The sequence below is a fragment of the uncultured Brevundimonas sp. genome, assembly GCF_963977465.1.
Taxonomy (GTDB): domain Bacteria; phylum Pseudomonadota; class Alphaproteobacteria; order Caulobacterales; family Caulobacteraceae; genus Brevundimonas.
The window spans coordinates 229341-253644 of the sequence record NZ_CAXBOQ010000004.1; the positions used below are offsets into that span (position 1 = coordinate 229341).

Genomic DNA, 24304 nt, shown 5'->3' on the forward strand with positions numbered 1-24304 from the left:
AATCACGTCCAACCCGGCACCCGGATCAGACCCGGGGATCAATGCCCGTGATTGGTTGGCGGATTACGACGGCTCCGTGACACTTCTGTTACGTCGTCAGGCCCCGGCGGCCATCGGGAAATAGGCCGTGAACATTGCCCCCTGCCCCGGCGCGCTCTCGACCGTCAGCCCGCCCCGGTGCCGGTTGACGATATGTTTGACGATGGCCAGCCCCAGACCGGTGCCGGCCTTTTCGCCGCTCTTCTGGCCCTCGACGCGATAGAAGCGTTCGGTCAGTCGGGGCAGGTGCTCCCGCGCCAGCCCGGCGCCATGGTCGCGCACACTGACGGCGGCATAGCGCATCTCCGGAACCCGGTCCGGCGTCAGCAGCGGCAGGCGCGTGGCCCCGTCGCCCCGGCTGCCGCCGGACCAGGGCATTGCAACCTCATCCAGACTGACGTTCGGGTGAATGGTGATTTCGACGACGGCCCCCGCCGGCGAGTATTTGATCGCGTTGTCGACCAGGTTCTGGACCACCTGCAGGATCTCATCGGGCGTTCCCTGGACCGGCGCGGCTTGCCGCTGACCGGACCCGATCAGCTGGACATTCACGTGCTGATTTTCCGACAGCACACTCACCGCATCGACCACATCACTGCAGACCCGGGACAGGTCGACCAGCCCTGACGGCGGTATGTGCTCGTTCAGCTCGATCCGGCTCAGCGACAGCAGGTCGGCCACCAGCCGGCTCATCCGGTCGGCCTGGATGGCCATGATGTCTAGAAACCGGTCCCGCGCCTTCTCGTCGTCGCGGGCGTGTCCCTTCAGGGTCTCAATGAAGCCCGACAGGGACGCCAGCGGCGTGCGCAGCTCGTGACTGGCATTGGCCAGGAAGTCGACGCGCATCATCTCCATACGCCGGACATCGGTATCGTCGTGCAGGACCAGCAGCGCCAGTCGTTCGCCCTCACCGGACGGCAGAGGGCGGATCAGGGCCCGCCAGTGCCGCTCCCGTGAGAGATAGTCGGAGGCACGGGTCACGTTGCCGAACAGGGCTTCGTCCACCGCTTCCAGCACCGTCGGGTCGCGCAGTACCGAGACCAGCAGTGCCCCCTCGCGCTGAATCCTCAGCAGCTCGCGGGCCTCCGCGTTCGCCAGCACGATCCGCCGTCCGGCAATGTCGTCCGCTTCTCCACCGGCGATGACGAGGACAGGATCACTGAGGGCTTCAAACAGGGCGTCCAGCAGCCGGGCTTCGGTCGTGCCGCCTCCGTCCCGCTCCACCTCGGCGGCCACCACATCAAGGCGCGTCTGCGGCCCCGGTCGATTGACCCAGCCGACCGCGACCGCGACCAGCAGCGCCGCCCCGACCAGCCAACCGGCGAGCGAAGGCTGCACGAAGGCCAGGCCCAGCAGGATGAGGATCGGCAAGCCCGCACTGGCTACGACCGTCGGCCATCGGGCAGCGATGGGCGGCACAACAGGAGAGGGTGACATTTCGTAGGGCATTCGGTCTCGCAGTCTGCCGATCCGGTGCTCGGAATCGATATCGAACGCCATTCTTGCACGGAACTGATGACGATGAATCCATGCCATCAGGGCGGGAGTTCCATCCTTTATTCACGTCTCTCTGCCAAACTGTCCGCCGAAGGGGAAAGAATCTGGCGGCCATGATCGAGCAACTTGTCTCCCACCATGACTGGCGCTGGATCGCGCCGGCGGTGCTGATCTGCGTTCTCGGCCTCGGCACCACCTTTCACCTGATCGCGACCGCAGGAACCCAGACCGGACAGCGACGCCGCACGACCGGTATTCTCGGAGCCTTTATCGGCGGGCTGGCCATCTTCGCCACCCATTTCGCCAGCCTGCAGGGTGAACACTGGGCCTCCAGCATCCGCTACGATATTCCGCTGACACTGGCGTCCTTCATCGGCGGTACCGGTGCCATCATTGCCGCGACCATGATCGTACTGGGCGGGCAGGGCTGGCCCCGACGCCTCGGGGCGGCCAGTCTCGCCTATGTCGGGGTGGTGATCATTCATTTCACGGGCCTGGCCGCCGTCGACCTGCCCGGCAGCCTGAAATTCGCCCTCGTCCCGACGCTGGTCTACGTCGCTGCCGGTTTCGGACTGGCTATAGCGACAGAATGTCTGTTTCGAGGGCCCGGCCTCAAGAGCCACGCCGCGACGACGGTCGCCTGTGTGACGATCGTCCTCGGACTCCATTTTCTCGCCGAAAGCGCGGTCACCTATGTGCCGTCCCCGGCCAGCGCCCTGGCCCCGGTCGGAGTATCGGCGGGCGTCATGACCGGGATTGTGGTGGCTATCGTGGCGATCATCCTCGTCGTCGCGGGGATCGCCAGCACGACACTCTGGGCCGCACGCTCCAGCGCCCTGTCCCACATCCGCGAAGCGATCGAAGCCATGCCCGATGGCCTGGCCTTTTTCGATGCTGAAGACCGTCTCGTGCTCTGGAACAGCCGCTATGCCGAGATCAATCCCGAGCTGAAAACCACGCTCCAGGCTGGCCAGACCTTCCGGCAGATTCTTCAGATCGGCCTCGACGAGGGTCTCTATACCGACGCGAAGGGTCGCGAGGACGACTGGATCGCCGAGCGTCTGGCCGCGCGCCGTCAGCTATCGACCACCATGGAGCAGAAGATCGCCGGCGACCGCTGGTTGCGGGTTGCCGACCGCCAGAGTTCCGCCGGCGGCAGTGTCACGGTCACCACCGACATTACCGATCTGAAGCGGGCCGCAGAGAACCTGGCCGAGGCCCGAGACGCGGCCGAAGCGGCCAATGGGGCCAAGAGTCAGTTTCTCGCCAATATGAGTCATGAGATCCGCACGCCGCTGAATGGCGTGATCGGCATTGCCCAGGCCCTGGCCGCGACGGAGCTGACCACGAACCAGCGTGAAATGCTGGACCTGATCCACTCCTCCGGCAGGACTCTCCAGGCCCTGCTCAGCGACATTCTCGACCTGGCCCGCGTCGAGTCCGGCCGGCTGAGCCTGTCTGACGACGCCTTCGATCTCGCCGCCGCTGTGCGGGAGGCCGCCCAGCTCTATGCGGCGACGGCCCGGGACAAGGGGCTTCAGTTCTATGTCGAGGTCAGCCCTGACGTTGAACTCTGGATATCCGGGGACGTCGTTCGGCTGAAGCAGGTCCTGACCAACCTGGTCTCCAACGCCGTCAAATTCACCGCGACCGGCTTCGTCAATCTGACGGTGGCCCGCGGACCGGACAGCGGTGACGGCGAAACCCTGCGTTTCACCGTCGAGGATACCGGGATCGGCTTCGACTGTGAGACCCGTGAACGCCTGTTCAAACGGTTCGAACAGGCCGACGGCGCGATCACCCGGCGTTTCGGCGGGACCGGCCTGGGTCTGGCCATCTCGCACCAGCTGGCCAGCCTGATGGACGGCAATCTGGATTGCGAGAGCGAACCCGGCGGCGGGTCTGCCTTCATCCTGACCATCCCCCTGCGCCTCGCCGCAAGCCCGGCCGCGCCCCTCGAGGATGTGTCCGTGATCACCGCCGACCCGAACGCCCCCGCCCTTCGGGTGCTGGTCGCGGACGATCATGCCACCAACCGCAAGGTCGTCGAACTGATCCTCGCCCAGGCGGCCGTCGAACTGACGATGGTCGAGGACGGAGCCGAGGCCCTGGAAGCCTATCGTGCCGGCGAATTCGATCTGGTGCTGATGGATATGCAGATGCCGGTGATGGACGGACTCGCCGCTACGCGGGAAATTCGTCTGCACGAGGCCACGATGGGGCTACCGCGCACGCCGGTCGTCATGCTGACGGCCAATGCCCTGGCCGAGCATGTCACTGCCGCCGAGGACGCCGGTGCCGATCTGCACCTGGCCAAGCCGTTCAATGCCGCCCAACTGCTCTCGGTGGTGTTTGAACTGCCGGCCGCCGCGGCAGCCGAAGCCGCCGCGGCGAACGCCGCCATCGCCTGAACTAGGACGACGACGGCCCTTATTCGTAGCCGTGGGCCGCTTCGTTGATGACCTGCGAGGGCATGGACGAGAAGTCGACAGCGATCGGTTTGGCGGCCTTGGTCTGGAAGGTCTTGATCACATGCTCCAGTCGGCGACGCACCTCGCGGGCGGCCTCGGACTGCGGATCGAGCTCCAGCGGGGCCAGGCAGAAATCAATGATGGCCTTGGGGCGTTCCAGGGGTTCCATGGTCAATCTCCTCTTTATTCGGCGGCGATGAACTGGGCAGTTTCGGTCGATTCCTTCATGGCAGTCGTCGACGACTGCCCGTTGGAAATCACGGTCGCGACCTGGTCGAAATAGCCGGTGCCGACCTCGCGCTGGTGGCGGGTGGCGGTGTAGCCGGCGGCCTCATTGTCGAACTCGCGCTGCTGCAGCTCGGAATAGGCCGACATGCCGCGATCGCGGTAGCCGCTGGCCAGTTCGAACATGCCGTTGTTCAGACTGTGGAAGCCGGCCAGGGTCACGAACTGGAACTTGTAACCCATGGCCCCCAGCTCACGCTGGAATTTGGCGATGGTCGCCTCGTCCAGCTTGGCCTTCCAGTTGAAAGACGGCGAGCAGTTGTAGGCCATCAGCTTGCCCGGATGCTCCTTCTGGACCGCCTCGGCGAACTTCTTCGCATCGTCCAGATCGGGGTGCGATGTCTCCCACCACAGCAGGTCGGCGATCTTGGCGTAGGACAGGCCGCGCGCGATGCAGTGATCCAGCCCCGTGCCCTCCTTCAGGCGGAAAAAGCCTTCCGGCGTGCGGTTGTCCCGGTCGATGAAGGGACGATCGCGCTCGTCGACGTCCGAGGTGATCAGCTGGGCGCTCTCGGCGTCGGTGCGGGCCACGGTGATCGTCGGCACCCCCATGACGTCGGCGGCCAGACGGGCGGCGACCAGGTTACGCTCATGCGCCTGGGTCGGGATCAGCACCTTGCCGCCCAGATGGCCGCACTTCTTCTCCGAGGCCAGCTGGTCCTCGAAATGGACGCCGGCGGCCCCCGCCTCGATGAAGGCCTTCATGATCTCGAAGCTGTTCAGCGGTCCGCCGAAACCGGCCTCGGCATCGGCGACGATCGGCGCGAACCAGTCACGCTTGGCCCCGCCCTCACCGTGCTCGATCTGGTCGGCGCGTTGCAGGGTGCGGTTGATGCGGCGGCACAGTTCCGGCGCGGCATTGGCCGGATACAGCGACTGGTCCGGATACATGGCTCCGGCGGTGTTGGCGTCGGCCGCGACCTGCCAGCCCGACAGATAGATGGCCTTCAGCCCGGCGCGGACCATCTGCATGGCCTGGTTGCCGGTCACCGCGCCCAGCGCATTGATATAGGGCTCGCTGTGCAGCAGCTCCCACAACCGGTTGGCCCCGCGCTCGGCCAGGGTCTGGGCCACGGTGACCGAACCGCGCAGCTTCAGCACGTCCTCAACCGAATAGGGGCGCTCGATGCCGTCGAAACGGCCGGCCGGGGACGGGACGAGGTCGGCGAAGGTGGTCATGATACGGGGTCCTGGATTTGCGTGGCGGCCGGGGCACCGCCTGTTCCCGTAAACTACGCGCTCCAGTCATTTTTGATACAAGATGGACCCGTCATTTCCAGTCATTATGTCACAATATGACACTTGATATTCAGTCATATAATGACATGATGTCACAATGACCGGGACCACGGATCGCAAGCTGTTTCTCGGCGGTCGCCTCAAGCGACTGCGCCGCGACATGGCCCTGACCCAGACGGCGATGGCCGCCGACCTCGGGGTTTCTCCCAGCTATCTCAACCACATAGAACGCAACCAGCGTCCGGTCTCGGCCCAGCTGCTGCTGCGGTTGGCCGACACCTATGACGTCGACCTGCGGGCGCTGGCCCAGCAGGCCGGGCCGGCCGGCGAGGCAGAACTGGCCGAAATCCTTGCCGATCCGGTGTTCGGCGGCCTGGCGGTGCCCCGCCATGAGATCCTGCAGCTGGTCGACGACGCCCCGGGGGCTGCTGACGCCCTGGTCCGCCTGTACCGGGCCTTCGCCGACCGCCGCACCCGCGAACAGGCCGAAGCCGGACAGGGCGGCGTCATCGGCGCGGAGTCGCCCGCCGACTGGGTGCGCGACCATATCCAGGCCCGCAACAATCATTTCCCCGAGCTCGATACCCTCGGCGAGGCCCTGCACAACGCCCTGTTCCCCGACGATCCCGCCATCCGCGGCGAGGGTTTCGAGGTGCGCGCCCGTGCCCGCCTGATCGAGCGCCACAACCTGCCGGTCCGCATCATGCCGGCCGAGGTCATGGTGGAATGGACCCGGCGCTTCGATCCTCACCGTCGGCGGCTGCTGATCTCCGAGACCCTGGGTCCCGCCTCGCGCGCCTTCGCCATCGCCTACCAGCTGGCCCTGGTCGAGCATGACGCCGAACTGACCGCCGCGACCGAGGCTGCCAATGCCCCGAACGCGGCCACGCGCAACCTGCTCAAGGTCGCCCTGACCAACACCCTCGCCGCCGCCATACTGATGCCCTACGCCGCCTTCCAGCGCACGGCGGAAGAAACCGGCTATGACCTGGCCCGGCTACAGGCCCGGTTCGGCGTCAGTTTCGAACAGGCGGCCCACCGGCTGACCACCCTGTCGCGCCCCGCCGCCCGCGGCGTGCCGGTCTTCCTGATGCGGGTCGACCAGGCGGGCAATATCTCGAAACGCTATGCGTCGGGAGCCTTCCCCTTTTCGCGCTTCGGCGGGGCGTGTCCGCGCTGGCGACTGCACAGCGCCTTCCGCACGCCGGGCCGCATCGTCACCCAGATCATCGAGACCCCCGACGGCACCCGCTGGTTCACCCTGGCCCGCACCGTCGACCGTCAGGGCCACGACGGCTTCGGCGAAGGCCAGGACCTGGCCATCGGCCTCGGCTGTGAGTTGAAACACGCCCACCGCCTGACCTATGCGCGTGGTCTGGATCTGGCGTCGCCCGAGGTCACGCCGATCGGCCCGGCCTGCCGCCTGTGCCACCGCCATCCCTGCGCCGAACGCGCCGCCCCGCCGGTCGATCGGCCGCTGACGGTCGACGACTGGTCGAAGTCGGTCAGCCCCTATCCGTTCGGCGAGGCCTGAACCTCAAAGCAGGGTCAGGAGGCCGTCCTCCAGCCGGTGGGCGACCCCGGTGCGCGCAAAAATCCCGGCCAGCACCACCGCGGGTTCGGCCACGCCGTCATCCAGCATGCGGGCGATCGCCTCGGCCGGAGCGGGATCGCCGGCCACCCGGGTCAGGGCCGCCAGCCACTCCGCCCGTGACAGCACGCCGTCTTCGGCACTCTCGATCTGGAAGTCGGTCAGCATGTCAAAGAAGTCGCCGCCGTCCCTCCGGTGCCGGGCGGATTCCATCGCCAGCGCCCACACCGCGCCACAGGCATAGTAGCCCCGGTGTTCGCCGCGCTCGCCGGCCTCGGCGACCGGCAGATCCGTCGCGATCGACACACAATCGTCGACCTCGCGCTGCAGTTCGGCGCGCGCGTCATTGGTCGGGTCGATCGCCGCTATGGCCCGCACGGCCATCAGATCGGCCCCGCCCTCGGTGATCCAGGCTTCCCGGCTGAAGGCATAGCGCAGACCGTCGGACCCGAGCCAGAAATGCGCCGCCTCATGGCCGATGAACCAGCGGGCCCGGTCCAGGGCCTCGCGATCCGGATTGAGTACACCCTCGCCCTCGAAACTCATGGAAATCAGTCCGGGCAGAACACTGCCGCCCATGCTGGACAGTTGTTTCGTGGGGCCGGTCCAGCTGACCATCAGGGTCGGCTCCCCGCCCCGGCTGGGGCCCATCCGCTCAGCGTAATAACCCATCACCTGCGGCGTGAACCCGCCGAGCTCCTTGCCCAGCCAGCGCGGCAGGCCGGGATCGATCACGGTCGTCACGCCCTTCCCCTGGAGAATGCGCGCATCCCCGAACAGCACATAGGTGCGGGCGCTGCTCGCCGTCGCCGTATCCATCCGCTCGCCCTTGTACAGCAGCGGCCCTGACAGGTCCCGCCAGGTGACCAGCGACGGCTCCCCGGCGACCTCGATCCCGTTCAGGTCCGACGGCAGGTCCCGCGCCGCCTCAACCGAGTCCAGCGGCATCAGGTCGAACTGCCCCGAATACAGGGCCACGGTCCCGTCCGAGAACATCAGCGCCGGATCGTACTCCGCCTCCAGATCACCGGCCTGCGGGCGCATGACGATGCGCACGCGCTCGGGCACCGGACTTCCGTCCGTCGTGCGCAGCACATCGTAGTCACCCTGACGCTCAATCACGACGCCGGGCGTCTCGACCGACCACCACGACGGTCGCCACGGCTGGCGGCTCTCGCGCAGCAAGGCCGACTGGAAAAATGCCCAGACCGGCGCTGCCTGCGCAAAGGTGAAGTCGGCGGTCCAGCGATCCCCGTCGCGGGTCACGGCGACCGCAACCGGCGGGGCGGCTTCGGGATCGGCCTGGGCCACCGAAACACCCGGCCAGGACAGCAGAAGGACGGCGAGCAGCGCGCCCGCGAGGGATGGTCTGATCATGGAGTCGTTCCTAGAACCCGGAGCGCGGCGCGTCAGCTTACGGATTTCTCATGCGTCGCCCGCTCCAGAGCGCGCCCGGCCGCCGCCAGTTCCCCGGCCATTACCGCCTTCAGCCGCTGTGGCGCGACAATCGCCACCCGATCTCCCCAGCTGAACAGATGCCAGGCCAATTCGCGCATGCCGCTGGCGCGGAAGCGCACGATCACCGACCCGTCGGCCTCGTCCTCCAACGTCTGGGTCGGGTGCCAGCGCCAGGCCCGGGCCTCGTCTGCCCCTTCCGGCGTCACCCGCAGCACCACATCCTCGATCTCGTCCTGATAGATGCCGAACGACTGGCTGGCGAAGGCCTGCAGGTCGAAATCGGCGGGCGGAGCCGCGATCCCGTCCAGCGCCTCGACCGCGCTCATCCGGTCCAGCCGGAAGGTCTGGATGCGGGCGGTCTCGCGGTCGGCTCCGACCAGATAGTTGGCCCGCCCGAACATCACGCCACACGGAGCGACACTGCGTCGTCGCGCCTCGGCTCCGGGCCGGGAATAGGTGAAGCCCAGCGGCCGCCCGGCCAGCACCGCCCCGCGGATTTCGGCCAGCACGGCCTCGTCGGCCGACGGGCGCGGTCCCGCCTGAACGGCGATGGTCTCGGCCCGGATCAGGGCCTCAAGGTCCGGGGCCAGCCGGTTCAGCGTGGTCGAACGCATCGCCGACTTCAGCTTGCGCTCCAGCCCCTCCAGCGCCGCCGCCCGTCCCGGCTCGCCCGCCGTGCGCAGGCCCTGGGCCGCCTTGGTCAGCTCAACCAGTTCCGTCGTCGTCGGGGCCTGTTCGAACGCCGACAGCCCGCCGCGGATACGCCAGCGCTTGGTCGGCGGATCGGACACCTCCTCCGCCGCCGGAAACAGCATCAGCACGGCGTCGCGCATCCGTTCGGCTGTACGCCGTCCGACCCGGCTCGCCGCCGCCATCTCATCCAGGGTCAGCCCCTCGGCACTGGCGGCCATGTGCCGCGCCAGCTCGATGACCATCGCCGCCTTGTCGTGTCTCATCGGGTCGCTCGATCCAATACGTCCGTTTCTGGCGCAACACTGTCGCAAAGTAGGATCATCAGCAAGCCACCCCGCTTCAGGAGTTCCCCATGGCCCGCGCCTTCGCCCCCCACGCCGCCGTTTCCGCCAACCGCTACCTGATCGTGCCCTGCGAGGCCGAAGGCTGTTCCGACCTCGCCGTCATCTGGGACCGGCTGGAAGAACAGGTCGTCGACGTCATCGATGCCGCCGCCAGCGCCCGCTATTCCGATGAAGATGCCCTGTGGGACGAGTTCCGCGCCGCTTCAGCCGAGCCCGCGCCGCTGGTCGAGCCGTTCCGTCTGGCCGCCTAGGGCCGGTTCATCCGGTCGTAATAGGCCGAGATCAGATCCAGCCTTGCGGCGAACGGGACCGGCTTCGCCTGCGGCCCGTCGTTGGTGAACTCCAGCAGCTGATCCGGCGAGTCCCCGAACTCCGGCCAGACCGGTCGGCCGGACCCGTTGGGATCGCCCGCCTTGGCAAACGTCGTCCAGTAGTCCGCCATCGCCGTCGCCGCTCGCTGGTCCCGGTCCTCTACCGCCCAGGACGAGGCGGACAGATTGTCGAACACATAGGGCCGTTCGGACGCGTGGGTCGCCCCGCCATGCGGTTCCGGCATGGCCGCCGACACCACATCAAAGCGATAGAGAAAGGTCGGATACCCCGCCCGGGCGTGCAGTCGCGCCAGTTGCCGCGCCGGTTCGTTGAAGGCCAGATCGCTGACCACATGCGCGTTGTAGCCGTCCTCCCCACCATAGGCGGTCAGGAAGTCGGCCCGCTCATCCGGCGTCAGCGCGTCGTCGATCTCGCCATACGGGCTGAGATCGGACGGCTTCATCCACCAGAACTCGGCGCTGTTGCTGCCGATGATCAGCGGCACCGGTGCCTGCAGCCCGGCCGCAAAGGCCGGCTCCACATCCGCGTCGATCAACCCGCCGCCGGCGTCCCCGTCGATAATCAGCAGATCCCCGCCGTAGAAGCTGGGCGCGGGCGTCAGAAAGGCCTCTGCCGGGACCGCGCGCAGCTGCTCAACGGTCGCATCGGCCAGTCCCAGCGACGCCGCGAAGGCCGCACCCCGCGCTTCCAGCGACGGCCGCCCCGGCTGATCCCGGACCGTCAGGGTCCCCTGCTCACGCCCCAAGCCTGACTGCACCACCGCCCGGTGGAACAGGCCCCGCGCCGGTTCGGCGATCATCAACCGCAGCACCGCCGCACCGCCGGCCGACTCGCCGAAGACGGTGACATTGCCGGGGTCGCCGCCGAAGGCCGCGATATTGTCCCGCACCCACGCCAGACTGGCCACGATATCCGCCAACCCGTAGTTGCCGACCAGAGCCTCGCCACCCGCCTCGGCGTTCAGGGCCGGATGGCCGAAAAAGCCCAACCGCCCCAGCCGGTAGTTGATCGTCACCACCACCACGCCGCGCCGCGCCAGAGCCGCCCCGTCATACAGGGCCGCCGTCCCGGACCCGTTGTTCAGCCCGCCGCCATGAATCCAGACCATGACCGGCAGCGGCCCTTCACGATCCTCAGCAGCCCAGACGTTCAGGGTCAGGCAGTCCTCGTTCATCGGCAGCGGGCCGACCCCGGGATCACCCCCGGACGGTGGCTGGATGCAGATCGGTCCCACGGTCGCGGCATCCCGCGTTCCCGGCCAGCCCGCAGCCGGCTGGGGGGCCCGCCACCGCAGCGGCCCGACCGGCGGTGCCGCGTAGGGAATCCCCTTGAAAGCCGTAATCCCCGCCTCAGTACGCCCGGCCAGCGCTCCCTGGGCGATCCGCACGACGGGGTTTACGGCAGCAGGCGAGGGTTCGGATGAAGCCATTGACAGTGAGACCGCGGCGACCAGGCTGGCGAAGAGCATGGCAAACCCTAGCCGAATTCGTCTGTATGACCCAGACATCGGGATTGTCAGTGAAATATTGAGTGCCCCGGCGAACCATTGCCGGGCTTGCGCGTTACAAAAGCTCTTTGGCCGGGGTATTGCATTGAAAGAACTGCTTATTTCCGGCGAACTGGCTGTCGATCTGGCGTCGGCGTTCGACGCGTCCCCCAATCCCTACATGCTGATCACGCCCGATTTCCGCTTTGCCGCGATGAATGAGGCCTATCTGCAGGTGACCGGCAGCACCCGCGCGGCCCTGATCGGTCAGAACCTGTTCGACATCTTCGACGCCGGCCCCACCGAAGCGGGCCGGGAGAACAGCCGCCAGCTACGCGCCTCCTTTGAACGGGTCCTCGAAACCGGCCAGCCGGACCATCTGGCCGTCATCCGCTACGCCATCCCCACGGTGCAGGCCTCAGGCAAAACCATCATGGAGGAGCGCTACTGGACGGCCACCCACACGCCGATCCGCGATGCCGACGGTCGAACCGCCTACATCCTCCAGCACACCAACGATATCACCGAGCTGGAAGTCCTGCGCCGCAAGGCCGCGGGGCACCAGACAGAAAGCGCTCTGAACATCATGATCGGCGGCGACATTCTGACCCGTGCCGAACATGTGCAGGAAGACAATCGCCGGCTCCAGAGCGAACGTAACCGCCTGTATGACATCTTCATGCAGGCCCCCGGCTTCATCGCCATCCTGTCGGGGCCCGACCATGTGTTCCAGATGCACAATGCCGCCTACGCCCGCCTGGTCGGACGCAGCGACCTGGTCGGTAAATCCGTCGTCGAGGCCATCCCCGAGGTCCGCGAACAGCGCTTGATCGATCTCCTCGACCGGGTCTGGACGACCGGCGAGGCTATCGAAGGCCGGGGATCGCCGGTCCAGCTGCAACGTCAAACCGATGGACCGCTGGAAACCGTCTATGTCGACTTCATCTTCCAGCCGATCCGCGACGAGACGGGTCAGATCGTCGGCATCTTCGGCCAGGGCCATGAGGTGACAGACACCGTTCTGGCCGTCGATCGCCAACGCCTGATGATCGACGAACTGAACCACCGGGTGAAGAACACCCTCGCCACGGTCCAGTCTATCGCCATGCAGACGGCCCGCACTCACGTCGATCCGGCCTCCTTTGCCGAAACCTTCCAGGCGCGGCTGATGGCCCTGTCCCATACCCACGACCTGCTGACCCGCAGCCACTGGGAGGGGGCCGAACTCCGGGCCATCCTCGAACACGAGACCGAAGCCTACGGCCCGCAGCGGGTTCTGTTCAACGGGCCCGCCCTGGCCCTGACACCCGCGACCGCCCTGTCCCTCGGCATGATCTTCCACGAGCTGGCGACCAACGCCGCAAAATTCGGGGCCCTTTCCGTAATCGAGGGTCGGGTCCTGATCGACTGGACTGTCACCGGCACGAACACGCGAACGCTGAATCTGACCTGGCGCGAACTCAACGGACCCGAGGTCGAGCCGCCGTCACGCCGCGGCTTCGGCAGCCGACTGATCGAACGCAGCGTCCATCATGATCTGGCGGGGTCCATCGAACTGCGCTACCCCTCGGAAGGGTTTGAGGCGACGATCTCGATCCCGCTGGACCGTGGAGACCCGACTTGAACCCAGGACTGAACGGCCGCCGTGTGCTGATCGTCGAGGATGAATCCCTCGTCGCCATGCTGCTCGAGACCATACTCGAGGACATGGGCTGCGTACCCGTGGGGCCGGCCTCGACCATCGAGGAAGGTCTCGCCATGGCCGGAGACGAGTCGACCCTCGACGCCGCCCTGCTGGACGTCAATGTCGCGGGTCAGCAGGTCTTTCCCGTCGCCGACCTCCTCAAGGCACGGGGCGTGCCCTTCATCTTCTCGACCGGATACGGCGAGGGTGGCCTGCCCGACGAATGGCGCGGTCAGTCGACCATCCAGAAGCCCTTCACCGAAGCGGCCATCCGCGACGCCCTGATGAAGGCCATGGGTGTCAGCGCAGTCTGACACCCTTCTGGGATGCCGTGTCAGCGCCGTCCGACGTCCTTCAGCACCGCCCGGGCCGCATTGTGACCCGGCGCGCCGGTGACTCCGCCGCCGGGATGCGCCCCTGAGCCACACAGATACAGGCCCGGCACCGGCATCCGGTGATCGGCATGGCCCAGCACCGGTCGGGCGCTGAACAGCTGGTCCAGCCCCAGCTTGCCGTGGAAGATGTCACCACCAACCAGACCGAAGCGCCGTTCCAGATCGCGTGGCCCCAGCGCCAGACGCCCCACCACCGAGGCCTTGAACCCCGGCGCATACCTGTCGACCGTCTCGATCATCAGGTCGGCGACCGTGTCCCGATGCTCATCCGCCAGGGTCGGGTCGACGTGCTGGCAGAACAGGCTGGCCACATGCTGCCCGGCCGGCGCCAGACTGTCGTCCAGCGTCGACGGGATCAGCATCTCGACGATCGGCTTCGATGACCAGCCGTTGAGCCGCGCCTCGGCATGGGCCCGGTCCATATAGGCCAGCGACGGGGCCATGATGATCCCGGCCGTATGGTGATCCCCCGCCTCGGGCAGGGCCGTGAACGTCGGCAGCTCGGACAGGGCCACATTCATGCGGAAGGTGCCGGAGCCGGACGCATAGTTGCCGATACGCTCCTGAAAATCGGCGGGCACCACCGCCGGATCGACCAACCGGTCGAACAGCAGCCGCGGATGCAGGTTCGACACCACCGCCCGGCCCCGCACGATGTCGCCCGCCTCGGTCACCGCGCCGACGGCCCGGTCCTTTTCCGTCAGCACCGCCGCCACCGGCGCATCCAGCCGGATGTCGACCCCAACCCCGGCGCAGGCCTTGGCCATGGCCTGGGTGATCGCCCCCATGCCGCCGATCGCGTGGCCCCAGACGCCCTTGCGGCCGTTCACCTCGCCGAACACATGGTGCAGCAGCACATAGGCCGAACCGGGCGTGTACGGGCTGGCATAGTTGCCGACGATGCTGTCGAAGCCGAACAGGGCCTTGATCGGATCGCTCTCGAACCAGCCGTCCAGCCAGTCCCCGGCCGATTTGGTGAACAGGTCCAGCAGGTCGCGCTGTCCGGTCACGTCCAGACCCGCCATCCGTCGCCCGATCGACCCGGCCTTCAGCATCTCCGGCAGGGCCGCCAGCCAGCCGCCCTCGACCACATTGGGCGGGGCCTGCAGCACCAGATCGCGCAGGATCGCCGCGACCGTCTCCAGCCGCGTCTCATAGGCCTCCAGTCGCTCGGAATCTCGGACCGAGAAGCGGGCAATCTCCGACTTCGTCCGCCCCTCCCCGGCCGTGAAATAGCGACCGTCGTCCAGCGGCAGGAAGTTCGACATCCGCCGCTCGACCACCCTCAGCCCATGCCCGGCCAGGTCCATGTCGGCGATGACCTTCGGGTTCAGCAGGCTGACCGTGTAGCTGGCGGTCGAGTTGCGGAAACCCGGGTGGAATTCCTCGGTCACCGCCGCCCCGCCGACGACATGACGCCGCTCCAGCACCGTCACCTTCAGTCCGGCCCTGGCCAGATAGAAGGCGCAGACCAGCCCGTTATGGCCGCCGCCCAGAATGACGACGTCGGTGGTTGTGGTGGTCATGGTTGCTCCGGCCAGCCGTCGACATAGCGCGCGAACAACAGCGGCTTGCCCAGCCAGTAGCAGAGCTCGGCCGGACGGGTGATATCCCACACTGCCAGATCCGCGACCTTGCCAGTCTCGATCGTGCCGATCTCGGCCTCAAGCCCCAGCGCTTTCGCCGCGACCCGCGTCGCCCCCGCCAGCGCCTCCTCGGGCGTCAGGCGGAACTGGACACAGGCCAGGTTCAGCGCCGCCGTCATCGAGGCCAGCGGCGAGGTGCCCGGATTGCAGTCCGTCGCCACCGCCATGGCCACCCCGTGATCCCGCAACAGCTGGACCGGCGGCGGCGTGGTCTCGCGCAGCATCAGATAGGCTCCCGGCAGCAGCACGGCGACCACCCCGGCCTCGGCCATGGCCCGGACCCCGGCCTCGGTCGTGTGTTCGATATGATCGGCCGACAAGGCCCCGTAGCGCGCCGCCAGCGCCGCTCCGCCGCCGTCCGACAGCTGGTCCGCGTGCAGCTTGACCGGCAGGCCCAGGTCCCGCGCCTTGTCGAACAGCCGCGCCACCTCCTCGACCGAAAAGGCGATCGGCTCGCAATAGGCGTCGACCATGTCCACCAGCCCCGCGGCATGGGCGGCAGGCAGGATCTCGTCCACCGCCTTATCCACATAGGCCCCGCGATCCGCCTTCCACTCCGGCGGCACCGCATGCAGGCCCAGATAACTGGTCCGCACCCGCACATGGGTCTCGGCCCCGATGCGCCGGGCGACGCGCAACATCTTCAGCTCGCTCTCGTGGTCCAGCCCATAGCCGGACTTGATCTCCACCGTCGTCACCCCGGTCGACGTCAGCCCGTCCAGCCGGCTCATGGCCGAGGCGAACAGTTGCTCCTCGCTGGCCGCCCGGGTGGCCGTGACGCTGGAGACGATCCCGCCCCCGGCCCGGGCGATCGCCTCATAGGTCGCCCCGCCCAGCCGCTGCTCGAACTCGCCCGACCGGTCACCGCCGAACACCAGATGCGTGTGACAGTCGATCAGCCCCGGCGTGACCCACATCCCGCCCAGCCGGTCGGTCTCAACGGCCTCATGGTCCGGCAGGTCGGCCCGCGCCCCGACCCAGGCGATGCGCCCGTCGCGGATCAGGATCGCCCCGTCGTCGATCGCCCCATAGGGTTCGCCACCCGCGACCATGGTGGCGATCCGGCAGTCGATCAGAAGTCGCGTCGAGCCGGTCACGGACGCGTCCTCGATCCGAGTTGGTCGGCCGTTCGGCGAAGGCGTGCAGCCAGATCGGGATCAACGACCTCGGACGGATAAACGGTCGAAACCACCCAATCCCACCAGAGCCAGGGCTCGAATGGAGCCTGGCTGGGCCTTATCCGTTCGGCGAACACGATGGTCAGGCCCTCATCCGGCAACTTGCAGTCATACGGCAGGGCCGTCAGCGAACGGGGTGGTGTCTGGCCCTCAATGACCACGACGCGGTGGTAGGTACTCATGCCGAATCGGCGAGGGTGAGGCACAGCGCGCGCCAGATAAATGCTGACCGCTTTCGAGGCGATGAGGCGCTGGTACTCAAGGGCTATTTCAGGCGTCCGCTCGGACTCTTCACACGCCTTGGCCGGGGAACCGAAAACAGCGACCCCCGCTACCGCAGCCAGAATCAACCACGGCCTCATCGCGACGCGAACCCGGCCAGCAGTTCGCACAGCCAGCGTCCCGCTGTCAGCGAGCCCAGATCGCCGATCTCCAGCGACGGATCATATTCGGTCAGGTCCACGGCCTTCACCTTCGGATGGGCCCCGATCACCCGGGTGGCGTCAAAGAAGTCGTGCACACTGATCCCGCCCGGCCGCGCCCCTGGCGAGGTCGGCCACTGGCTGCGATCGATCACATCGATGTCGAAATCGACGAAGATGACCTCGACCAGAGCCGCCAGCCGCGCCAGCTCCTCGGCCACCACGGTCGCCGTGCCCTGCTCCCGGCACTCCCGCGCGGTCCGCACCGAAATCCCCGCCGCCCTGGCCTTTTCGTGCGCCCGCTTGGTATTGGCGAACGGAGCCAGACCGATCTGGCTGATGCGCGCACCGTCGAGGCCGTCTTCCAGCAGCGCCTGCACCGGATTGCCGTTGGTCAGCCCCTGATCCGTGTCCCTCAGGTCGAAATGAGCATCCAGCGTCAGCAGGCCCGCGCGCGCCAGCCCCAGTCCGTGCACCCCCGGTCGGGTGATGGCGTTGTTGCCGCCGATAAGAATGGTCAGCGCCCGCGACTCCTGAATCGCCACCGCCTCACGCACCGGCTCGAACGCCTCCGCCGGCGAGACCGCCTTCAGCGGCACATCGCCCGCATCGTGGACGCGCAGGTCCAGCGTCTCGCCCGTCTCCACATCATAGGTCGAGAAACGCGGCAGCACGGCCCGGAACGCCTTTGGCCCGAGATCACACCGCCCCGGCGTCAGCGACCGCTCGTTCAGCCCGGCCCCGATCAGGGCGACGTCGGCATAGGGATGATGGCCGACAAGATCGGCAACAGAGGGCCAGGACAGGGCTTCGGATTCGGTCATGCGCCCATCTAAGCCCTTCTCCCCTTGCGGGTCGAGAAAGGCGGCACCGGCTTCAAGCCCCTCTCTCGGGGAGAGGGGTTGGGGAGTGGGCGTACGGTGCCACCCGCGTCGCACCGTAACCCCTCACCCTTTGACGCTTCGCGCCGCCCTTCGGGTCGCCTGACCGATCGCTGCGCTCCCGGAGGCTCAAGCCCTCTCCCGCCGGGAGAGGGATGCAATGCGAGGCGGGCGAAGGCCCGGCGCTCCGCCCGCCCTTCCATTGCCGCCGTCCATCGGGCGCGGACGATGCCCCGTGTCCGCCTCGTTGTCCCCCTGCGGGAGAAGGGGCTATGAAGCCGCCATGACGATTCAAACCACCCCCAACACCCGCGTCATTCGTGCGCCGCATGGCCCCGAGATGACGGCGAAGACCTGGGCGGCCGAGGCGGCCCTGCGTATGCTGATGAACAATCTCGATCCCGAGGTGGCCGAACGGCCCGAGGATCTGGTGGTCTATGGCGGTATCGGCAAGGCCGCGCGCGACTGGCCCAGCTTCGACCGTATCGTCCACGAACTGCGCGAGCTCGAACCCGACCAGACCCTGCTGGTCCAGTCCGGCAAACCCGTCGGCGTGTTCCGCACCCACGTCGACGCCCCGCGCGTGCTGATCGCCAATTCCAACCTGGTGCCCAAATGGGCGACCTGGGAGCATTTCAACGAGCTCGATCGCAAGGGGCTGATGATGTACGGCCAGATGACGGCCGGATCGTGGATCTACATCGGCACCCAGGGCATCGTGCAGGGCACCTATGAGACCTTCATGGAGGCCGGTCGCCAGCACTATGGCGGCGACTGGTCGGGCCGCTGGATCCTGACCGCCGGCCTCGGCGGCATGGGCGGGGCCCAGCCGCTGGCCGCGACCATGGCCGGGGCCTCCTGCCTCGCGGTCGAATGCCAGCGCAGCCGCATCGAGATGCGTCTCAAGACCCGCTACCTCGACGTGATGGCCGAAACCCTCGACGAGGCCCTGGCCCTGCTCGACAAGGCGAAAACGGACGGAAAAGCCATATCGGTCGGCCTGTTGGGCAATGCGGCGGATGTTCTGCCAGAACTTGTCCGGCGCGGCGTTCGCCCCGATCTGGTCACCGACCAGACCAGCGCCCACGACCTGGTCAACGGCTATCTGCCCCAGGGCTGGACCGTGGCGGAATGGGAGGACAAGCGCGTCTCCGACCCCGCCGCCGTCGAGTTCGCGGCCAGCCAGTCCTGCGCGGTGCACGTCCAGGCCATGCTCGATTTCCAGTCGGCCGGCATCCCCGTCACCGACTATGGCAACAACATCCGACAGGTCGCCTTCGACGCCGGCGTCGCCAACGCCTTCGACTTCCCCGGCTTCGTCCCCGCCTATATCCGCCCGCTGTTCTGCCGCGGCATCGGCCCGTTCCGCTGGGCCGCCCTGTCCGGCGACCCGGCTGATATCGCCAGGACCGATGCGGCGATGAAGACGCTGTTCCCCGACAACGCCGGCCTGCACCGCTGGATGGACATGGCCGCCGAACGCATCGCCTTCCAGGGCCTGCCCGCCCGCATCTGCTGGATCGGTCTCGGCGACCGCCACCGCGCCGGCCTGATGTTCAACGACATGGTCGCCTCGGGCGAGCTCAGCGCCCCGATCGTCATCGGCCGCGACCATCTCGACTCCGGCTCGGTCGCCAGTCCCAACCGCGAGACGGAATCAATGATTGACGGCTCGGACGCCGTGTCCGACTGGCCCCTGCTGAACGCCCTGCTCAACACCGCCTCGGGGGCCAGCTGGGTGTCGCTGCATCACGGCGGCGGCGTCGGCATGGGCTATTCCCAGCACTCGGGCGTGGTCATCGTCGCCGACGGCACACCCGAGGCGGCGAAGCGTCTGGAACGCGTCCTCTGGAACGACCCGGCCACCGGCGTCATGCGCCACGCGGATGCCGGCTATGACATCGCCAAAGACGCGGCCCGCGAGAACGGGTTGAACCTGCCGGGTATTCTGTGACCCTCTCCCGGCGGGAGAGGGAGACCGCGCGCGGCGGCGCAGCCGTCGTTCTTGCGCGGTCGGGTGAGGGCTTACGGTGCCCGACCACCTCGCACCGAAACCCCTCACCCTTTCGCGCCAAGAGCGATCGCTGCGCTCTCGCGCGCTCAAGCCCTCTCCCGCTGGGAGAGGGGTCGATGATTACGGAACACCTCGCATGACCAAACTCACCCTCGGCACGACGCCCCTCACCCTCGCCCAACTGCGCGCCGTGCTCGACGGCCCCTGCACCGTCGAACTCACCCCGGCGGCCTGGACCAATGTCGACAAGGGGGCCGCCACGGTCGCCGCCATCGTCGCCGAGGGGCGCACCGTCTACGGCATCAACACCGGCTTCGGCCTGCTGGCCAACACCTCGATCGCGCCGGAAGATCTGGAGACCCTGCAGCGCAATCTGGTGCTCAGCCATGCCTGCGGCGTGGGCCGGGATCTGGACGATGCCGTGGTGCGCCTGATGATGGTGCTGAAGATCGCCTCCCTGTCGCGCGGGGCCTCGGGCATCCGGCGCGCCACGCTCGAAACCCTGATCGCCATGGTCAATGCCGATGTCCTGCCCTGCATCCCGGCCAAGGGTTCGGTCGGGGCCTCCGGCGACCTCGCCCCTCTGGCCCATATGAGCTGCGTCCTGATCGGCGTCGGCGAGGCCCGCCACAAGGGCCAGACCCTGGATGCGACCACCGCCCTTGCCCGCGCCGGTCTCAAGCCACTGACGCTCGGCCCCAAGGAGGGTCTGGCCCTGCTGAACGGCACCCAGTGTTCGACCGCCCTGGCCCTGGCCGGCCTGTTCGCCACCGAGGCTGTCTATGCGGCCGCGGTCGCCGCCGGAGCCCTGTCGGTCGATGCGCTGAAAGGCTCCGACGCCCCGTTCGACGCCCGCATCCACGCCCTGCGCGGCCAGCCCGGCCAGATCGCCGTGGCCGAACGCCTGCGCGCCCTGATGGCCGGCAGCGCCATCCGCGACAGCCATCGCCACGACTGCGCCAAGGTCCAGGACCCCTATTCCCTGCGCTGCCAGCCCCAGGTCATGGGGGCCATCCTCGACCTGCTCAACAATGCCGCCGCCACCCTGACGCGCGAAGCCAATGCGGTGACCGACAATCCGCTGGTCTTCATCGAGGAGGGCGACGTCATCTCCGGCGGCAATTTCCACGCCGAGCCGGTGGCCTTCGCCGCCGACCAGATCGCCATGGCCCTGTGCGAGATCGGCAATATGTCCGAGCGCCGTACCTCCATCCTCGTCGATCCGAACATGAGCGCCCTGCCCGCCTTCCTGGTGAAGGAGAGCGGCCTCAACTCCGGCTTCATGATCGCCCAGGTCACCGCCGCCGCCCTGGTGGCCGAGAACCGGATGGTCGCCCATCCGTGCAGCGTCGACACCGTGCCGACCAGCGCCAATCAGGAGGACCACGTCTCCATGGCCACCCATGGCGCGCGTCGCCTGCTCGACATGGCCGAGAACAGCGCCGCCGTGGTCGGTATCGAACTTCTGGCCGCCGCCCAGGGCATCGAATTCCACCGCCCCCTGACCAGCTCCCCCGATCTGGAAAAAGTGTTCGCCATCGTGCGCGAAGCCGCCGCCGCCTATGGCTCGGACCACTATTTCGCCCCCGACATCGCCCGCGCCACCGACGGCGTCCGCGCCGGCCGCTACCGCGACTTCGCGGTGGGTCTGCTGCCGTCAGAATAGGTCACTTCATCCCTGCAACGGCGCGCGCCGCAGCACCGCCAGACTGGACGAGCCGGTGCAGAAACACACCGTGCGCAACTGCCGGATGACGATCTGGAAATGATCGACCACCGCCTCGGTCGAGACGGTGGCGGCGGCCAGCACCCCGGCGGCCTGACCGACGATGTCCGCGCCCAGCCGGATGGCCCGGGCCACATCGACGCCGTCGCGCACCCCGCCCGAGCCGATCAGCAAAGTCTTCGGACAGGCCGCCCGCACCGCGGCAATGGCCGCCGCCGTCGGATTGCCCCAGTCGGCGAAGGCGGCGGCGTGGGCCTTGTCGGCCGGTTTCTGCGCCCGCTCGCCCTCGATCAGGCCCCAGTTGGACCCGCCCGCTCCGGCGACATCCAGCCCGGCGACGCCCATCTCGACCAGCCGCCGCGCGGTGGCCGCCGACAGGCCTGCCCCGGTTTCCTTGACCAGCACCGGCGCATCCAGCTTGCGGATCAGCGCCCCCAGCGCCGCCCCCACGCCCCACCAGTCGCGATCGCCCTCGGGCTGACAGGCTTCCTGCAAGGGATTCAGATGCACGATCAGGGCGTCAGCCCCGATCATGTCGAGGGCTCGCCGCGCCTCGTCGACGCCAAAGCCCCGGGTCAACTGGGCCGCGCCGATATTGGCCAGGATCGGCGTGTCCGGGGCCCGTTGCCGCAACCCCATGTCCAGACCCGCCGTTCGGCCGCTCTCCAGCGCCGCCCGCTGCGATCCCACGGCCAGGGCGATACCCAGATGCTGCGCTGCCTCGGCCAGCCGGACGTTGATGGCCTCGGCCCGCGACGGTCCGCCGGTCATGGCGCTGATCAGCAACGGGGCCTGCAGTCGCCGCCCCAGCAGGTCCGCCCCCAGATCGATCTTGCCGTGATCCAGATCCGGCAGGGACTCATGTACGAAGCGTACAGCGTCGAACCCGGCATCGTTGCGGTGACGCCCCCCGCCCGACAGGACAACGTCGAGGTGCTGGTCCTTCCGGTCAGGGGTCGCCTTGGTCAATCCGGTACTCCGCCGGGGGTTATCGGGGCCGCCGCCCTCAGCGGTGCTCGGGCTGGCGGTCGACGGTCATCGCATAGTCCCCGGTCTGACCCTGGCCATAGCTTCCGGCCCGGATCACATAGGTCCCTGCGGCGGGTGCGGTCCATTCCAGCTTGGCGTGGGTGTCGGACAGACCGTCGTCATCGGACGTAAGGCCTTCGAAGCTTCCGCCATCCTGATCCTGGCCCAGCACCAGATAGGCGTCGAATGCGTTGGAGACCATGGTGATCACCAGCTTGTCGCCTTCCTTCACATGCACGGCATAGGCGTCGAAATAGCTGCCGTCCTCCGCGGTGGCGTCGTTGTCGGTCAGGGTCCCGCGCGCCGTGGCCCCGATCAGAATACTGCCGGCCACCGGCTCCGGTCCCCGGTCGATCAATTCGATCGAATACAGGCCCTTGCTGTCCGCCGCGTAAGGCCGCGCCCGCACCACATAGTCACCGCTTTCGGGCAGGGTGAAATTCAGACGCGAATCCGTGCCCTGGCCGAGGCCGTCATCGTCGTCGGCCGTGGCCGAAAACTCACCCTCCGCCGCACCGATCTCCAGATAGGTGTCGAAATCACCCGAGCGCATAATGAGCTGTACCCTCTGCCCCGCGCTGCCGCCGAAGCTGTAGGAATCATAGCCGCGGCCATCGGCATCGCGCGGATCCTCGTCGTCGATCGCGCCCTCGACGGTCGCCCCGAACGCCAGCGGCTCGGGGGCGGGCTCCGGTTCGATCTCATTCAGCGACAGGGCGTAGGCTCCGACGGAGTCGCCGGAATAGCCGCGCGCCTCCAGCCGGTATTCACCGTCTGCCGGCAGGGTATAGGTCAGCCGCGAGTCCGTGCCCTCACCCCCGTCGTCGTTCGAGCTCAGACTGGTCAGCGCCCCGCTGGACGCATCGATACTGTACAGTTCCAGAAAGGCGTCGAACGCGGTCGAGCGCATCGTCGCCTCGATCCGTTGTCCGCTCCGCCCCATGAAGCGATAGCCGTCGACGGTCAGGCCGGCGTCATTCCTGCCGTCGGTCTCGTCCAGTGCCCCGTCAAGGCTTGCGCCGATGGCCAGGGGTTCGCCCGGGGCGACGGCCGGCACATCCGCAAGGCTCAGCGTATAGGCTCCGGCCCCGTTCATATTCCACGAGGTGACGCGCGCGACATAGGTGTCGTTCCCGGGCGCGGTGAACACCAGATAGGAGTCCAGGGCATCGCCGCCGGGCCCGTCATCGTTCTGGGCCAGTTCGGTAAAGGTGCTGCCGTCCATCTGACCGACCAGAAGCACCGGATCGAAGGCACCGGAGGACAGGCGAATGCCGACCCGGTCTCCGGTCCGGACCCGGAAGCTGTAGGCGTCATAGGTGTGGCCGTCGTCCGTCTCGGGATCGCCGGACGTCAGCTCGCCGGTCCGGCTCTGGCCGACGCGGATCGCGGTCGGTCGCGGGGCCCGCGCTGCCGCAGGCCGCTCACTGAGCGTCAGCGAATAGTCACCCCCCTCAAGTCCGAACAGCGTCCGCGCCCGCAACAGATAGTCCCCGTCCCGGGGGGCGGTGAACCGCAGACGCGAGTCGGTGTCCTGACCGAAACTGTCGTCATCGCCGTACAGCTCCTGCGCGTCCGCACCGGCGTCGGCGTCATATACCGCCAGATAGGTGTCGAACGCCTCCGACTGCATCGTGGCTTCCAGCCGCTGACCGGCCCGCGCCGTAATCCGGTAGTCGTCATAGCGGTATTCGCCGTCCGGGCCGGTGGCGTCCGAATCATCCAGCGTCCCGGAGACCGAGGCCCCGATGCGGATCACCTCCTGGGCCAGGGTCGGCCCTGCGGCGACCATGAGGGCCAGGGCACTGACCGTGGCAATTGAGATTGAACGACGCATTTGAGCCCCCTTTGTTTGTGCCGCGATCATAGACGCCGAACCGGGGGGACTGTAAA

The 24304-nt window shown here is 67.7% G+C and carries 19 protein-coding genes; 7 read left to right on the plus strand and 12 right to left on the minus strand.

Features of this window, described 5'->3' with window-relative positions:
- Positions 1 to 96: 96 nt before the first annotated feature.
- Complete coding sequence (locus AAC067_RS10250) at positions 97 to 1410, minus strand: ATP-binding protein (RefSeq protein ID WP_339932155.1); 1314 nt, start codon at positions 1408 to 1410, stop codon at positions 97 to 99.
- Between the two features lie 239 nt (positions 1411 to 1649).
- Here AAC067_RS10250 and AAC067_RS10255 point away from each other — a divergent pair, with 239 nt between their 5' ends.
- Positions 1650 to 3947 (plus strand): ATP-binding protein, encoded by a 2298-nt coding sequence (locus tag AAC067_RS10255; RefSeq protein ID WP_339932157.1) that lies wholly within the window; start codon positions 1650 to 1652, stop codon positions 3945 to 3947.
- 19 nt (positions 3948 to 3966) lie between these two features.
- Here AAC067_RS10255 and AAC067_RS10260 read toward each other — a convergent pair whose 3' ends face one another.
- Together AAC067_RS10260 and aceA are read right to left on the minus strand one after the other, a co-directional pair.
- A complete protein-coding gene (locus AAC067_RS10260; protein WP_339870780.1) occupies positions 3967 to 4176 on the minus strand; it encodes a hypothetical protein in 210 nt (69 codons plus the stop codon).
- Positions 4177 to 4190: 14 nt separating this feature from the next.
- Positions 4191 to 5471 carry an isocitrate lyase gene (aceA, locus tag AAC067_RS10265; RefSeq protein WP_339932159.1) on the minus strand — a complete coding sequence of 427 codons (1281 nt, stop codon included), beginning with the start codon at positions 5469 to 5471 and terminating at the stop codon, positions 4191 to 4193.
- 157 nt (positions 5472 to 5628) lie between these two features.
- Here aceA and AAC067_RS10270 point away from each other — a divergent pair, with 157 nt between their 5' ends.
- On the plus strand, positions 5629 to 7065 hold the full coding sequence (locus tag AAC067_RS10270; protein WP_339932161.1) for a short-chain fatty acyl-CoA regulator family protein: 1437 nt from the start codon (positions 5629 to 5631) through the stop codon (positions 7063 to 7065).
- Between the two features lie 3 nt (positions 7066 to 7068).
- Here AAC067_RS10270 and AAC067_RS10275 read toward each other — a convergent pair whose 3' ends face one another.
- Positions 7069 to 8499 carry a hypothetical protein gene (locus AAC067_RS10275; RefSeq protein ID WP_339932163.1) on the minus strand — a complete coding sequence of 477 codons (1431 nt, stop codon included), beginning with the start codon at positions 8497 to 8499 and terminating at the stop codon, positions 7069 to 7071.
- A gap of 32 nt (positions 8500 to 8531) precedes the next feature.
- A complete protein-coding gene (locus AAC067_RS10280; RefSeq protein ID WP_339932165.1) occupies positions 8532 to 9536 on the minus strand; it encodes a WYL domain-containing protein in 1005 nt (334 codons plus the stop codon).
- A gap of 89 nt (positions 9537 to 9625) precedes the next feature.
- Between AAC067_RS10280 and AAC067_RS10285 the strand changes: the two genes are divergently transcribed.
- Positions 9626 to 9868, plus strand: coding sequence for a hypothetical protein (locus tag AAC067_RS10285; RefSeq protein WP_339932167.1), 243 nt, complete (start codon positions 9626 to 9628; stop codon positions 9866 to 9868).
- Here the strand turns inward: AAC067_RS10285 and AAC067_RS10290 are convergent.
- Positions 9865 to 11418, minus strand: coding sequence for a carboxylesterase family protein (locus AAC067_RS10290; RefSeq protein WP_339932169.1), 1554 nt, complete (start codon positions 11416 to 11418; stop codon positions 9865 to 9867). The two genes, AAC067_RS10285 and AAC067_RS10290, sit on opposite strands and share 4 nt — an antisense overlap.
- A gap of 124 nt (positions 11419 to 11542) precedes the next feature.
- Between AAC067_RS10290 and AAC067_RS10295 the strand changes: the two genes are divergently transcribed.
- A complete protein-coding gene (locus tag AAC067_RS10295) occupies positions 11543 to 13060 on the plus strand; it encodes an HWE histidine kinase domain-containing protein (protein ID WP_339932171.1) in 1518 nt (505 codons plus the stop codon).
- Positions 13057 to 13434: a response regulator gene (locus AAC067_RS10300; RefSeq protein WP_339932173.1), complete on the plus strand. Its 378-nt coding sequence runs from the start codon at positions 13057 to 13059 to the stop codon at positions 13432 to 13434. The genes AAC067_RS10295 and AAC067_RS10300 overlap by 4 nt, the downstream gene beginning before the upstream one ends.
- A gap of 20 nt (positions 13435 to 13454) precedes the next feature.
- Here AAC067_RS10300 and AAC067_RS10305 read toward each other — a convergent pair whose 3' ends face one another.
- The 4 genes from AAC067_RS10305 to AAC067_RS10320 form a co-directional block, all read right to left on the minus strand.
- The gene (locus tag AAC067_RS10305; RefSeq protein WP_339932175.1) at positions 13455 to 15041 is read right to left on the minus strand and encodes an NAD(P)/FAD-dependent oxidoreductase; all 1587 of its coding nucleotides are present in this window, start codon (positions 15039 to 15041) and stop codon (positions 13455 to 13457) included.
- Positions 15038 to 16213, minus strand: coding sequence for an imidazolonepropionase (gene hutI, locus AAC067_RS10310; RefSeq protein ID WP_339932471.1), 1176 nt, complete (start codon positions 16211 to 16213; stop codon positions 15038 to 15040). The genes AAC067_RS10305 and hutI overlap by 4 nt, the downstream gene beginning before the upstream one ends.
- A gap of 41 nt (positions 16214 to 16254) precedes the next feature.
- Complete coding sequence (locus AAC067_RS10315) at positions 16255 to 16521, minus strand: hypothetical protein (protein WP_339932177.1); 267 nt, start codon at positions 16519 to 16521, stop codon at positions 16255 to 16257.
- A 176-nt stretch (positions 16522 to 16697) separates the two neighbouring features.
- Positions 16698 to 17585, minus strand: a complete 888-nt coding sequence (locus AAC067_RS10320; protein WP_339932179.1) for an agmatinase family protein — start codon at positions 17583 to 17585, stop codon at positions 16698 to 16700.
- A gap of 340 nt (positions 17586 to 17925) precedes the next feature.
- Between AAC067_RS10320 and hutU the strand changes: the two genes are divergently transcribed.
- Both hutU and hutH read left to right on the plus strand, forming a co-directional pair.
- Positions 17926 to 19596, plus strand: coding sequence for a urocanate hydratase (gene hutU, locus AAC067_RS10325; RefSeq protein WP_339932181.1), 1671 nt, complete (start codon positions 17926 to 17928; stop codon positions 19594 to 19596).
- A gap of 196 nt (positions 19597 to 19792) precedes the next feature.
- Complete coding sequence (gene hutH, locus AAC067_RS10330) at positions 19793 to 21322, plus strand: histidine ammonia-lyase (protein ID WP_339932183.1); 1530 nt, start codon at positions 19793 to 19795, stop codon at positions 21320 to 21322.
- A gap of 6 nt (positions 21323 to 21328) precedes the next feature.
- Here hutH and fni read toward each other — a convergent pair whose 3' ends face one another.
- Together fni and AAC067_RS10340 are read right to left on the minus strand one after the other, a co-directional pair.
- Positions 21329 to 22351: a type 2 isopentenyl-diphosphate Delta-isomerase gene (fni, locus tag AAC067_RS10335; protein ID WP_339932185.1), complete on the minus strand. Its 1023-nt coding sequence runs from the start codon at positions 22349 to 22351 to the stop codon at positions 21329 to 21331.
- 37 nt (positions 22352 to 22388) lie between these two features.
- Positions 22389 to 24248, minus strand: a complete 1860-nt coding sequence (locus AAC067_RS10340) for a PPC domain-containing protein (RefSeq protein ID WP_339932187.1) — start codon at positions 24246 to 24248, stop codon at positions 22389 to 22391.
- Between the last annotated feature and the right edge of the window lie 56 nt (positions 24249 to 24304).